Source organism: Staphylococcus intermedius NCTC 11048 (assembly GCF_002902385.1).
In the GTDB taxonomy this organism is placed as follows: domain Bacteria; phylum Bacillota; class Bacilli; order Staphylococcales; family Staphylococcaceae; genus Staphylococcus; species Staphylococcus intermedius.
Genome location: NZ_PPQH01000039.1, coordinates 19,198 through 33,613 on the forward strand (window position 1 = coordinate 19,198; position 14,416 = coordinate 33,613).

Below are 14,416 nucleotides of genomic sequence, written 5' to 3' on the forward strand. Positions count from 1 at the left end.
ATGAGCGAATGTCATCTTCAAAATCGTGTTAAGTTAGCCGAGGATCATTTTTATGTCAGCATTTAAGCACATTTGAGATGACAATTTTGCTCGCATACGTTGACATCGATGGTGAGAACGGTACAATAAAACGTGTCAACATACATGTCAAATCGTTATGTAATGCGTTTGATCATGACGATAAATAAGGGACGTCACATGACGAAATGTTGGTGAAACGTCCCTTTTAGATTGTTTTTGTAACCCCCAATAAAAAGGTTTCTATTTAAAAAGATGTCAAATAGAAATAGGGGTGATTAGAGAGGACGAAAAATATGAGGATTTTATTTATAGGTGATATTGTTGGCAAGGTCGGTCGTCAAACAATTTCAGAGCTGTTGCCGAAACTGAAACAACATTATCGTCCTACGTTAACGATTGTGAATGCGGAAAACGCAGCGCATGGCAAAGGGTTAACTGAAAAAATATATAAGCAGTTGTTACGTGAAGGTGTCGATTTTATGACAATGGGTAACCATACCTATGGACAACGTGAAATTTATGATTTTATCCAGGATGCGACACGTTTAGTAAGACCAGCGAATTTCCCGGATGAAGCGCCAGGTGTTGGAATGCGCATCCTTCAACTTAACGCTAAAAAATTGGCAGTCATCAACTTGCAAGGGCGAAGTTTTATGCCGATGATTGATGATCCCTTTAAAAAAGCAGACCAGTTGATTGCAGAAGCGGAAAAAGAGGCAGATTACATTTTTGTCGATTTTCATGCTGAGACAACTTCAGAAAAAAATGCAATGGCTTGGTATCTCGATGGCCGTGTCAGTGCGGTAGTGGGCACACATACCCATATTCAAACGTCAGATAACCGCATTTTGCCAAATGGAACGGCCTATATTACTGATGTTGGGATGACAGGCTATTACGACGGGATATTAGGGATTAACCGCGATGAAGTCATTAAACGTTTTATTACGAGCCTCCCACAACGTCATGTTGTACCGGATGAAGGGCGCAGTGTATTGTCAGGTGTCATCATCGATTTGAAAGAAGATGGTGCAGCGAAAAAAATTGAACGTATTTTAATTAATGAAGATCATCCATTTGAAGCATAATGAATTAAATATATTCAAAAAATGGCTAAATTGTGATGTATCACTATCCGCCATTAGTATGAATTTTTTTCAAACCCACTATTTTGTAGAGCAAATAGTGGGTTATTTTGATAAAATATTGAGTGAATTTAAACGTGTAGGAGGCTAAATCTATGAAATCTCAATTATCATGGAAAGTGGGAGGTCAGCAAGGCGAAGGGATCGAATCAACGGGTGAAATTTTCGCTACTGCTATGAACCGCAAAGGCTATTATTTATACGGCTATCGTCATTTTTCAAGTCGTATTAAAGGTGGCCATACTAATAATAAAATCCGTGTTTCGACAACACCTGTGCATGCCATTAGTGATGATTTAGATATTCTGGTAGCATTCGACCAAGAAACGATTGTGTTGAACCATCATGAAATGCGTGAAGATAGCGTCATTTTAGCGGATAGTAAGGCAAAACCAGAGAATCCTGAAGATTGTAAGGCGCAACTCATTGTCCTACCATTTACAGAGGTAGCAAAAGAATTAGGTACGACTTTGATGAAAAACATGGTAGCGATTGGTGCGACATCCGCACTCATGCACTTGAATACAGAGACTTTCGAATCCTTAATTACGAATATGTTCGAGAAAAAAGGCGAGAAAGTAGTTAATTTAAATATTCAAGCTTTAAATGAAGGCTATCGTTTAATGCAAGAACAACTCAGTGAAGTGGATGGCGATTTCGAACTTGAAGAAAGTAGTGGCGTCCCTCATTTATACATGATTGGGAACGATGCTATTGGTTTAGGTGCCATTTCTGGGGGTTCAAGATTTATGGCGGCGTATCCGATCACACCAGCTTCTGAAGTCATGGAGTACATGATTGATAATCTACCGAAAGTCGGCGGTACAGTGATTCAAACAGAAGACGAGATCGCTGCTGCAACGATGGCGATTGGTGCAAACTACGGTGGTGTCCGTGCTTTCACAGCGTCAGCAGGTCCTGGCTTATCTTTGATGATGGAAGCAATCGGATTATCAGGTATGACCGAGACACCATTTGTTGTCATTAATACGCAACGTGGTGGTCCATCAACAGGCTTGCCGACGAAACAAGAACAGTCAGACTTAATGCAAATGATTTACGGCACACACGGAGACATTCCTAAAATTGTCCTTGCGCCAACAGATGCTGAGGACGCGTTTTATCTAACAGTAGAAGCATTTAACTTAGCTGAAGAATATCAATGTCCAGTCATTTTATTAAGTGATTTACAATTATCATTAGGTAAGCAAACGGTGAAAGCTCTCGATTATTCGAAAATTGAAATTCGTCGTGGTGCTACAATTACTGAAGATATTGAAAGAGATGAAGACGACAAAGACTACTTCAAACGTTATGCGGTTACAGAATCAGGCGTATCGCCACGTCCAATTCCAGGTGTCAAAGGCGGTATTCATCACGTAACGGGTGTGGAACATAACGAAGAAGGTAAACCAAGTGAAGCGGCGGAAAACCGTCAAAATCAAATGGATAAGCGGATGCGTAAGACAGAAAATTTAGTGATTCCAGAACCAGTAGAAGGTACAGTGGAACATGAGGATGCAGATATTTTATACCTTGGATTTATTTCAACTAAAGGTGCAATTCAAGAAGGAACATCACGTTTAGAACAACAAGGACATAAAATCAACCATTTACAAATTCGACAATTACATCCATTTCCAACAGAAGTGATTCAAGACGCTGTCAATAAAGCGCAAAAAGTGGTCGTTGTTGAACATAACTATCAAGGTCAATTGGCAAATATCATTAAAATGAACGTGAACTTAGGTGACAAACTCGTCAAACAAACCAAATATGACGGCACGCCATTTTTACCGCACGAAATTGAAACTAAAGGTTTAGAAATTTTGAATGCATTAAAGGAGAGAGTGTAATTGGCTACATTTAAAGATTTTAGAAATAATGTGAAACCCAATTGGTGTCCAGGCTGTGGTGACTTCTCAGTACAAGCCGCTATCCAAAAAGCAGCCGCAAACGTTGGTTTAGAACCTGATGAAGTGGCATTAATTACAGGAATTGGTTGTTCAGGACGTCTTTCAGGTTACGTGAATTCATACGGTGTCCATTCCATTCATGGTCGTGCATTACCACTTGCACAAGGTGTGAAAATGGCGAACCGTGATCTGACAGTCATCGCTTCTGGTGGTGACGGCGATGGTTATGCAATCGGTATGGGCCATACAATTCATGCGTTACGCCGAAACATGAACATTACTTACATCGTGATGGATAACCAAATTTATGGACTGACAAAAGGGCAAACATCACCATCATCAGCGCCTGGATTTGTAACTAAAACGACACCTAAAGGAAATATCGAACAAAACGTTGCGCCTTTAGAGTTGGCATTGTCTTCAGGGGCGACATTCGTTGCGCAAGGTTTTTCTAGTGACATTAAAGCACTCACAAAAATGATTGAAGATGCAATCAATCATGATGGCTTTTCATTCGTCAATGTCTTTTCACCATGTGTCACATACAATAAAATCAATACGTATGACTGGTTTAAAGAAAACTTAACAGCAATTGATGATATTGAAAATTATGACGTCAGCAACAAACAAGCGGCGTTACAAACTGTACTTGAACACGATTCATTAGTGAAAGGGATTGTGTACCAAGATACAACCACACCTTCATATGAGTCGCAAATTGATGCATTAGCAGAAACACCATTAGCACATCAAGACTTGAATTTAAGCGAAGAACAATTTGAGTCATTCACAAAACAATTTGTCTAATGGCACATTGAGAAATGGGATTGAAGTCGAGATAAAACTTCAATCCCATTTTTTTACAGTCATACCAACAAAGCAAAGGTTTATTGAATTGGGCGCCAAGTCAACCGACAAAATTGGTATCATCATTTGTACAATTGGATGCGATCACGTCAATTCTAACGTTAGAAATATCAAGCGATTATTAAAAAGGCGTTATTTTTGCGCCGTTATCATAAGAAAGTCATAATCAATGTATGAAGGAGGTTTTAACTATGATAGATACATTAATGAGCATTCAAATTATTCCGCAAACACCGCATGGCGAAGATGTCATCCCTTTTGTAGATGAAGCGATCAAAGTGATAGATGATTCAGGTTTGAACTACCGTGTAGGACCTTTAGAGACAACAATCGAAGGGGATATGAGTAGTTTGCTCATCTTAATTCAAAAAATGAATGAACGTATGGTCGAACTTGAATCACCAAGCATAATTAGCCAAGTGAAGTTTTATCATGTGACTGAAGGCATCAGTATTGAAACGCTAACAGGTAAGTATGATGAAATGGCTTAAACAATTGCACAACTTCAATTAAATTTGGAAGATATCATTTTGCACTTTCCCTAGATTTTTAATATAATGAACTAATGATATATGGGCAGAAAGGGTTTTGCATGTGAATGAAGAACAAAGAAAAGCTGGAACGATTGATGTCTTAGCGCAACGTGACAGTAAAGAAGAAAAAGATTACAGTAAATATTTTAATTTTGAACACGTTTATCAACCACCAAGTTTAAAAGATGCGAAAAAACGTGGGAAAGAAGCAGTGCAATATAACCGTGATTTTCAAATTGATGAAAAGTATCGCGGTATGGGGAAAGGTCGTACATTTTTAATTAAAACATATGGTTGTCAAATGAATGCGCATGATACAGAGGTCATGGCGGGGATTTTAACAGCTTTAGGTTATACGCCGACTGAAGATGTGAATACCGCAGATGTCATTTTATTAAATACATGTGCGATTCGTGAAAACGCTGAAAATAAGGTGTTTGGCGAGATTGGGAACTTAAAGCATATTAAGCAAGAGCGCCCAGATTGCTTAATTGGCGTTTGTGGATGTATGTCTCAAGAAGAATCAGTAGTAAATAAAATTTTAAAATCATACCAAAATGTCGACATGATTTTTGGTACACATAACATTCACCGTTTACCACAAATTTTAGAAGAAGCTTATTTATCTAAAGCGATGGTCGTGGAAGTATGGTCTAAAGAAGGCGATGTCATTGAGAACTTACCTAAAGTGCGTCAAGGCCGTATTAAAGCATGGGTGAATATTATGTATGGTTGCGACAAGTTTTGTACATATTGTATTGTGCCATTTACACGTGGTAAAGAGCGTAGTCGTCGCCCAGAGGATATTATTGAAGAAGTGCGTGACTTAGCGCGACAAGGTTATCAAGAAATTACGTTACTCGGTCAAAACGTGAATTCATACGGTAAAGACTTAGAAGACATTGAATATGGTTTGGGCGATTTAATGGCAGACATTTCAAAAATTGATATTCCACGTGTGCGTTTCACAACAAGCCATCCATGGGACTTTACAGATCGCATGATTGAAGTGATTGCTGAAGGTGGAAACATCGTACCGCATATTCATTTACCAGTTCAGTCCGGTAATGACCAAGTATTGAAAATTATGGGGCGTAAATATACACGTGAAAACTATCTAGATCTCGTCGCACGTATTAAAGCCGCAATGCCAGATGTTGCATTAACGACAGATATCATTGTAGGTTACCCAAATGAAACGGAAGAACAATTTGAAGAGACGCTCTCATTATATGAAGAAGTTGGTTTCGAACATGCGTATACGTACCTTTACTCGCAACGTGACGGTACACCAGCGGCTAAAATGAAAGACAACGTGCCAACTGAAGTGAAGAAAGAACGTTTACAGCGTTTAAATCGTCTTGTAGGTGAATATTCTTCACGTGCCTTAAAAGCATATGAGGGCGAAACTGTTCGCGTATTATGTGAAGGGGCAAGTAAGAAAGATGATGAAGTCTTGGCAGGTTATACAGAAAAGAACAAATTAGTTAACTTCCGTGCGCCGAAATCTGTGATTGGTAAAATTGTAGATGTGAAAATTGTTGAAGCGAAACAATATTCATTGAATGGTGAATTTATTGGTGTAAGTGAACCGATGATGGTGACTGTGTAGATGTATTCACGTGACATGATTTTGGAAGCGGCTCAAAAGTTAAGTGCATCCATTCAATCATTAGAAACGATACAACATTATCAACGTATCGAAACGCAAATTCATCAAAATGAGCAAATTTCGCAATATATGGCAGACTTAAAGCGAAATCAAAAGCAATCCGTCAATCTACAAAATTACGATAAACCTGTTGCATTTGCGCGTTCTGAAGAAAAAATTGAAGAAATACAATCAAAAATCGATGAAATCCCAATTGTGAATGAGTTTAAGGCAGCACAACAAGAAGCAAACGAACTGTTACATCTTGTGATTGGGACTTTATCGTCTAGAATTGAACAAGAAAACATCGAGGCTGAGGTTGAGCAAACAGACGAATGATTGATATAGATCCAATAGTTAAATTGCCCTCAGTTCTGTCGGAGAGTGATAAGTTTGAATACACGTAAACTCACACTGACTGCTCTTTTTATTGCAGTTAATGTGGTTTTAAGTACAGTGATCGTCATACCATTAGGGGCAATAAAAGCAGCACCTGTACAACATTTCGTGAATGTACTCAGCGTCGTAATTCTTGGACCATGGTATGGACTCGCACAAGCATTTTTATCATCTAGCATACGCGTCATGTTTGGTACAGGGACACCGTTTGCCTTTCCAGGAAGTATGATTGGTGTCTTACTCGGAAGTTTATTTTACTATGTGAATCGACACCTATTTGTGGCAGCAATTGGTGAAGTGATTGGCACAGGGATTATTGGGAGTTTAGTCTGTATTCCACTTGCTTGGATTTTAAATGTGGATCACTTTTTAATTAAACCTTTGATGGCCGCGTTTACCGTTTCAAGCCTAATCGGTGCATCTGTCAGTTATGTGCTGCTCATTTTATTGAAACGTCGTGGCGTCTTGAAGCATTTAGATTTAAACCGAAAGTATCGAAAATAACAATTGAACGATGAAAGCAGTGTGTTAGGGTTGAATTGACTAAGAAGTCGCACACATCATTGATGAGGGGCTGGGGGATTAAACAACGTGTTTATACTCTCAGCCTTTCATGCTTAATTTTATTTGGAAGGTTGTTTTTGGTTTGTAATCATGCAGTCTACTAATCATTCAGTTTGCTAAACTTTCCATCGCTTTCCTAGGGGGTGATCTCCTCAACTAAATTTGGCTTGATTGAAGTAAACATATGATAGAAGCCAAATTGGATTTTCGGAGCCACCTTAATCCCTCAGGAGTCTCGGAAAGTTCTTGCAAACTGAGATGATTTCACCAATCAAATGTTAAGTTAAAGTCTAAGCGTGTTTTTATGAGGAGTACGAAAGAAAAAGGTGCTCAATCATACTCGCGTTCCTTGGGGCTGACCACTACAACTAACCAATGCTTTGATTGACCTGTTGCATGGGTAGTTGAATCGTTGGTGGATTTTCGGGAGCAGTACAGAAATCTCATGTATAACAAAGATTTCGTCGTACTGCCCCCGCAAGGCTGACTAGACTTCTCAAAAGAAAAAGCATTGAGAAGTCAGACAGCTACTGCGTTAAACAGGGGCCACTATAAAAATTAAAAGACGTTATTTGTTTTCAAATACATCCCTCAGAAGTCTCGGAAAGTTCTTGCAAACTGAGATGATTTCACCAATCAAATGTTAAGTTAAAGTCTGAGCGTGTTTTATGAGGAGTACGAAAGAAAAAGGTGCTCAAAGATACTTGCTTTCCTAGGGGGTTGATCCTCAACTCAATTTGACTTGATTGAAATGTGAATTTGAAAGAAGCCAAATTGAATTTTTGGGAGTAGTACAGAAATTTCATGTGTCACAAAGGTTTCGTCGTACAGTTATAAGAGATACATAAAAGGCCGGCAATTGTCATTTGACGAAATGCGTGGTTTGAAATCGTAGTTTTAGATACATACATAGGTGAGGTGCTTTTTGGAGCACGATTAGTTATACATAAACTCAAATAAAAGGATTGTGAGAAATATATGTCAAATGTCACGCCAATGATGAAGCAATACTTGAGTATTAAAGCACAACATCAAGATGCTTTACTGTTTTTTAGACTTGGTGATTTTTATGAGATGTTTTATGATGATGCGATTACGGCGTCGCGGGTACTTGAAATTACGTTGACGAAACGTGATGCTAAAAAAGCAAATCCGATACCCATGGCGGGCGTCCCTTACCATTCTGCAGATAGTTATATTGAAACGTTAATCCAGAATGGCTATAAAGTCGCAATTTGTGAGCAAATGGAAGATCCGCGACAAGTGAAAGGCATGGTCAAGCGCGAGGTCGTGCGTGTCATTACGCCAGGTACAGTCATGGAAAAAGGTGGCGTCGATGATACACAAAACAACTATATTTTAAGTTTTGTAAAGTCGGATGGTTATGCATTAAGCTATTGTGATGTGTCTACTGGGGAATTAAAAGTGACACATTTTGAAGATGAGAGTACGTTAATTAATGAGATTACAACGATCCGTCCAAACGAAATTGTCGTGACTGAACCTTTATCAGATGCTTTACAACGCCAATTGAATATGATTACAGAAACGATCACAGTCGTTGAAAAAGTGTCAGACGAAAATTATGATGCAAATGGTTTGTCACACCCGTTAATGCATCAAGCTGTTCAAATTGTGTTAGATTATATTTATGATACGCAAAAAAGAGATATGTCACACATTGAAGAAGCTATTCAATATCAAGCGCTGGATTATATGAAAATGGATTACTATGCCAAACGTAATCTTGAATTAACAGAAAGTATTCGTCTTAAATCTAAAAAAGGCACATTATTATGGTTAATGGATAAGACGAAAACACCCATGGGCGCAAGAAGATTGAAACAGTGGATCGATCGCCCATTAATACAACAATCAGAAATTGCAAAGCGTCATGATGCAGTGGATCAGTTTTTACAATATTTCATTGAGCGTGATACGTTACGTGAGTATTTAACGGAAGTTTATGACATTGAAAGACTCGTTGGACGTGTCAGTTTTGGGAACGTCAATGCGAAAGATTTAGTGCAACTCAAACATTCGATTGCGCAAATTCCGGCGATCAAAGCATTATTACAATCGATTGAACATGAAGCGATTGCACACTTTAATGCTTTAGAACCCCTCGATGACTTATTGCAAGTGTTGTCGGACAGTCTTGTCGATGAGCCACCACTCTCAGTGAAAGAAGGCGGATTGTTTAAGCCTGGATTTAACGAGGAGTTAGATCAGTATTTAGATGCTTCGAAAAATGGGAAACAGTGGTTGGCGCAATTGCAAGCACAAGAACGCGAACGTACAGGGATTAAATCGTTAAAAATTAGTTTCAATAAAGTATTTGGCTATTATATCGAAATTACAAGAGCCAATTTATCGCAATTTGACCCGAGTGCATTTGGTTATGAACGTAAACAAACGTTATCCAATGCAGAACGTTTCATTACAGATGAATTAAAAGAAAAAGAGGCCATTATTCTCGGAGCGCAAGATAAAGCAATCGAATTGGAGTATCAATTGTTTGTCGCGTTACGTGAACAGGTGAAAACGTATATTGAGCGTTTGCAACAACAAGCTAAAATTATTTCAGAAATTGACTGTTTGCAAAGTTTTGCAGAAATTGCGCAACAGTATAATTATGTGCGACCACAATTTAGTAAAGATAAAACGTTAAACTTAGTCGATTCACGCCATCCTGTTGTTGAACGAGTGATGGATTATAATGATTATGTGCCGAATGATTGTTTATTGAATCAAGAACAGTTTATTTATTTAATTACTGGACCTAATATGTCAGGTAAATCCACGTATATGCGCCAAGTTGCGATCATCAGTATTATGGCACAGATGGGCGCTTTCGTTCCGTGTCAGTCCGCAACGTTACCGATTTTTGATCAAATTTTCACGCGTATTGGTGCAGCGGATGATTTAGTATCAGGTAAAAGTACGTTCATGGTCGAAATGTTAGAAGCGCAAAAAGCTTTAAAATATGCGACGGCTGACAGTTTAATTATATTTGATGAAATTGGACGTGGGACTTCAACATATGACGGTTTAGCGCTAGCACAGGCAATGATTGAATATGTTGCAGAAACGTCACAGGCAAAGACCTTATTTTCAACCCACTATCATGAATTAACAGAGCTCGAACAACATTTACCGAGTTTGAAAAATGTGCATGTGGCGGCGGATGAATATCAAGGAGAACTCATTTTCTTGCATAAAGTGAAAGATGGTGCGGTGGCGAATAGTTACGGTATCCAAGTTGCACAATTGGCAGACCTTCCTGAATCAGTCATTGCACGAGCACAAGTGATTTTGGATACTTTTGAAGCTCATGAAAAAGCGCAAGTGACGTACACATCAACAGTAGACCAGAATTCAGACAGTCCAACACGTGAGACTGTGTCGACGGTGGCAGAAAATACGCCACAATTTGAACAGCCAACGTTTGATTTGTTTACATCTGAAGCGGAAGCAAGTGAAATCGAACTTGAGATTAAGCAAATGAATATTTCTCAAATGACACCGATAGAAGCATTATTGAAATTAAGCGAGCTTCAAAATAGATTACAATAGAAGGTGAAGAGCTTATGGGTAAAATTAAAACGTTACACACCTCATTAGCGAATAAAATTGCAGCCGGTGAAGTGGTCGAACGGCCAAGTTCTGTTGTGAAAGAGTTGTTAGAAAACAGTATTGATGCAGGTGCGACTGAAATTAATATTGAAGTACTAGAATCAGGCGTTGCTTCTATACGTGTAGTCGATAATGGTTCAGGTATTTTACAAGATGATTTAGCGCTTGTATTTCACCGACATGCGACGAGTAAGTTAGTACAAGATGACGACCTGTTCCATATCCGCACGTTAGGTTTTCGTGGTGAAGCATTAGCAAGTATTGCTTCTGTCGCAAAGGTGACACTACAAACGTCGACGGATGGTGTGGCGGGCTATGAAGTGTATGCTGAAGAAGGCGAAATCATTTCAGAAAAACCAGCGAAAGCACGAAAAGGGACAGATATTCGTGTAGATGCGTTATTTTATAATACACCCGCACGTTTGAAATATATTAAAAGTTTATATACAGAACTCGGTAAAATTACAGATATTGTGAACCGTATGGCGATGAGTCATCCGCACATTCGTATTTCCTTGTCGAATGACGGCAAGGAAATTTTACAGACGAATGGTTCAGGACGTACCAATGAAGTGATGGCAGAAATATATGGTATGAAAGTTGCACGTGATTTAATTCGTATTGAAGGAGACACAAGTGACTATCATTTAACAGGCTATGTCGCGAAACCAGAACATTCAAGGAGCAATCGTCACTATATTTCATTGTTTATTAATGGCCGTTATATTAAAAATTTCTTATTAAATAAAGCGGTTCAAGAAGGCTACCATACGCTCATGATGATCGGCCGTTATCCGATTGTGTATTTGAATATTGAAATGGATCCGATTTTAGTTGATGTCAATGTGCATCCAACAAAATTAGAAGTACGTTTGTCAAAAGAAGATCAGTTGTTTGACTTGATTGTTGAAAAAATTAGAGAAGCCTTTAAAGATCAATTGCTCATTCCAAAAAATGATTTAAAGTCAAAATATGAACCGAAAAAAGTGCTAGAACAATTTGAACAACAAAAAATGGCATTCGATCAACAACAAAAACATTCATCAGAGAAGTCATCGCATACGGATATGCCAATTGATGAACCTTCAGTGCCATACAGTGAGACGACAGATAAGCCTGAAACATCTCAAACAGCGCCATCATCTAGTACAGACCAGAGCGATGATTATGCGATGCGCCAACGTGCATTGTTAAATGATATGTTGGATACCGCATCTGTAAACAATCATAGAGAGACAACTGATAGTAGCGACGAATTAACAGAAATGACTCATACACAGCCGCAAATGCACGCACAGCGAACGCAGAAACCACAGCGCCGTGTCCCATACATGGAGGTTGTTGGACAAGTCCATGGTACGTATATTATCGCGCAAAATGATGAAGGGATGTTTTTGATTGATCAACATGCGGCTCAAGAGCGGATTAAGTATGAGTACTATCGTGACAAAATTGGTGAAGTGAATAATGAAAATCAAAGTTTACTCATTCCATTGACCTTTAATTTTTCAAAAGATGAACAACTGATTATCGAACAACATCTTGACCAGTTACGAGAGGCAGGCATCTTTTTAGAACCTTTTGGCGGTCACGATTATATTGTTGACAGCTATCCGGTATGGTTCCCGCAAGAAAACGTAGAAGAGATGATTAAAGACATGATTGAGTATGTGATTCGTCATAAAAAGGTAGACATTGCGAAGTTTCGTGAAGAAGCGGCCATTATGATGAGCTGTAAAAGGTCGATTAAAGCGAACCATTACCTTAAAACGAATGAAATGGCAGACTTAATCAATCAGTTACGAGAAATGGAAGATCCGTTCACCTGTCCACATGGGAGACCGGTTATTATTAATTTTACGAATTATGAATTAGAGCGCTTGTTTAAACGAATTCAATAAGTTGTTAATTGGAGGGAAATAGGATGAAGCCCCATATTTTACCGGCGATACGATCAACGAAAGATTTGGAAAAGTTATTAAAGACAGATTATGAAACATGTGTTTTATTAGATACGCATATCGGTCATTTGAATGGCATTATGAAACTCATCGGCCAATATCAGCTTAAGCCATTTATGCATATTGATTTAATAAAAGGCATGAGTCATGACGAATATGCTTGTGAATATATTATTCAAACGTATCGTCCACGTGGTATTGTGTCGACGAAAACTAAAGTCATTAAAAAGGCAAAAGCATTAGGGGTTGTGACGATATTTCGTGTCTTTATTATTGACAGCCATGCTTTAGAACGCAGTATTGAACTCATTCAACGGATAGAACCAGATTATGTGGAAGTATTGCCTGGCATTGCGGATAAAGTGATTCAAGAAATTCATCAAAAAACAGGAACGCCTGTCATTGCAGGTGGCTTAATTAACACACCCGAAGAAATTGACCGCGCGATGAAGAGTGGTGCGGCATACATTACAACAAGTGATAAATCTTTATGGTAGTGTGACGTTAAACAAGGGGGAGATTTAATGATTAAAGCAACAAAATTGAAACAAGGCGATACGATTGCAATCGTTTCACCGTCGTCAGGATTAGCGGGAGAACCTCATATTCGTTGGCGGACACAACAAGGAATCGAGCGTATTGAAGCACTGGGTTATCGTGTCAAAGTGATGGACAATAGCTTAAATGGCATCGAATGGAATTTCACGCACCCTAAAGAACGGGCTGAAATCCTCACAGCGGCGTTTGCAGATCCAGACGTACAAGCCATTTTATGTACGATTGGGGGCTATGAATCTGTTCGTATTATTCCATTTTTAGACGATGAAGTGCTACGACAACATCCTAAAATTTTTATCGGTTATTCCGATATTTCGCCACTTCATTTACATATGTACAAGTTGGGTATCACATCGTTTTATGGACCGGCATTACTAACAGATTTTGCTGAAAATGTCGCACTGGATACATATACGGTAGATCACCTATTTTCAGCGATTGGCGAGGCACAACCGATTGGGGCTATTTCAACTTCAGACGAGGTACGTGTACACGGTTTGCGTTGGGATGAAGACAAGCGTCATATGGCTCGTGAAAAGATTCCAAACGGTGACTACATGCACATTAGTGGACGAGGTACAGTTGAAGGTCAGCTCATCGGTGGATGTTTCGAATCGTTAGATAAATTGAGAGGCACGCCGTATTTTCCAGATTTAGCACATTTCAAAGATAAAATTTTGTTTTTGGAAACATCGGAAGTCCAAGTGGACCCTATGAGCTTTGAAGAAACTTTACGAGCGTTTGGCTTAATGGGCATTTACGATGTCGTTGCGGGTATTCTTTTTGGACGCCCTCAAAATGGTGTCCATCAAGATGCGTATCATGACAAACTACGCCTCATTTTAGCTGAGTTTCATCAAGAAACAATACCTGTTCTAGGCAATGCCAGCTTTGGTCATAACGAACCGAAATGTACATTACCGTATGGCGTTCAAGCCACACTGTCAGCAGATGCGTTGACTTTTAGTATTGGCGAAGCTGCCATAGTAGACTAAATTCTCAATCGTTGTCATTTTAAAATGTCGAAATTGTCAATAATTTCTGGAGTTTGTTATTATCAGATAAAAATTATTGATGAAATTTATTTATAAGCGCTAAAATATTGACAACGCTTTCACGCCATTGTAATATTATCTCAAGTTGATATTTAGCTAGAGTCTAGGAG

General features: G+C 38.8%; 11 protein-coding genes. All 11 read left to right on the top strand.

Annotated features, from left to right (window positions below; genetic code table 11):
* Positions 1-314 precede the first annotated feature (314 nt).
* Positions 315-1,109: a TIGR00282 family metallophosphoesterase gene (locus tag CD138_RS08675; protein WP_019167795.1), complete on the top strand. Its 795-nt coding sequence runs from the start codon at positions 315-317 to the stop codon at positions 1,107-1,109.
* Between the two features lie 152 nt (positions 1,110-1,261).
* Positions 1,262-3,022, top strand: coding sequence for a 2-oxoacid:acceptor oxidoreductase subunit alpha (locus tag CD138_RS08680; protein ID WP_019167794.1), 1,761 nt, complete (start codon positions 1,262-1,264; stop codon positions 3,020-3,022).
* Positions 3,023-3,889 (top strand): 2-oxoacid:ferredoxin oxidoreductase subunit beta, encoded by an 867-nt coding sequence (locus CD138_RS08685; protein ID WP_019167793.1) that lies wholly within the window; start codon positions 3,023-3,025, stop codon positions 3,887-3,889.
* Between the two features lie 251 nt (positions 3,890-4,140).
* Positions 4,141-4,440, top strand: coding sequence for a thiamine-binding protein (locus tag CD138_RS08690; RefSeq protein ID WP_019167792.1), 300 nt, complete (start codon positions 4,141-4,143; stop codon positions 4,438-4,440).
* A gap of 103 nt (positions 4,441-4,543) precedes the next feature.
* Entirely contained in the window at positions 4,544-6,094 is a 1,551-nt protein-coding gene (gene miaB / locus CD138_RS08695; protein ID WP_019167791.1) for a tRNA (N6-isopentenyl adenosine(37)-C2)-methylthiotransferase MiaB, read from the top strand.
* Entirely contained in the window at positions 6,095-6,472 is a 378-nt protein-coding gene (locus CD138_RS08700) for a YlbF/YmcA family competence regulator (RefSeq protein ID WP_019167790.1), read from the top strand.
* Between the two features lie 54 nt (positions 6,473-6,526).
* Positions 6,527-7,036: an energy coupling factor transporter S component ThiW gene (gene thiW / locus CD138_RS08705; protein WP_019167789.1), complete on the top strand. Its 510-nt coding sequence runs from the start codon at positions 6,527-6,529 to the stop codon at positions 7,034-7,036.
* A 1,038-nt stretch (positions 7,037-8,074) separates the two neighbouring features.
* Positions 8,075-10,672 (top strand): DNA mismatch repair protein MutS, encoded by a 2,598-nt coding sequence (mutS, locus tag CD138_RS08710; RefSeq protein ID WP_019167788.1) that lies wholly within the window; start codon positions 8,075-8,077, stop codon positions 10,670-10,672.
* Positions 10,673-10,686: 14 nt separating this feature from the next.
* Positions 10,687-12,633 (top strand): DNA mismatch repair endonuclease MutL, encoded by a 1,947-nt coding sequence (gene mutL / locus CD138_RS08715; protein ID WP_019167787.1) that lies wholly within the window; start codon positions 10,687-10,689, stop codon positions 12,631-12,633.
* A gap of 23 nt (positions 12,634-12,656) precedes the next feature.
* Complete coding sequence (locus tag CD138_RS08720) at positions 12,657-13,190, top strand: glycerol-3-phosphate responsive antiterminator (protein ID WP_019167786.1); 534 nt, start codon at positions 12,657-12,659, stop codon at positions 13,188-13,190.
* Positions 13,191-13,217: 27 nt separating this feature from the next.
* On the top strand, positions 13,218-14,246 hold the full coding sequence (locus CD138_RS08725; protein ID WP_019167785.1) for a S66 family peptidase: 1,029 nt from the start codon (positions 13,218-13,220) through the stop codon (positions 14,244-14,246).
* Positions 14,247-14,416: the final 170 nt, after the last annotated feature.

Bases quoted from the DNA above. Each gene is read 5' to 3' on its own strand.
- CD138_RS08675 (WP_019167795.1), top strand. From the start codon at position 315: ATGAGGATTTTATTTATAGGTGATATTGTTGGCAAGGTCGGTCGTCAA.
- mutL (WP_019167787.1), top strand. From the start codon at position 10,687: ATGGGTAAAATTAAAACGTTACACACCTCATTAGCGAATAAAATTGCA.
- CD138_RS08690 (WP_019167792.1), top strand. From the start codon at position 4,141: ATGATAGATACATTAATGAGCATTCAAATTATTCCGCAAACACCGCAT.
- CD138_RS08720 (WP_019167786.1), top strand. From the start codon at position 12,657: ATGAAGCCCCATATTTTACCGGCGATACGATCAACGAAAGATTTGGAA.
- mutS (WP_019167788.1), top strand. From the start codon at position 8,075: ATGTCAAATGTCACGCCAATGATGAAGCAATACTTGAGTATTAAAGCA.
- CD138_RS08725 (WP_019167785.1), top strand. From the start codon at position 13,218: ATGATTAAAGCAACAAAATTGAAACAAGGCGATACGATTGCAATCGTT.
- CD138_RS08680 (WP_019167794.1), top strand. From the start codon at position 1,262: ATGAAATCTCAATTATCATGGAAAGTGGGAGGTCAGCAAGGCGAAGGG.
- CD138_RS08700 (WP_019167790.1), top strand. From the start codon at position 6,095: ATGTATTCACGTGACATGATTTTGGAAGCGGCTCAAAAGTTAAGTGCA.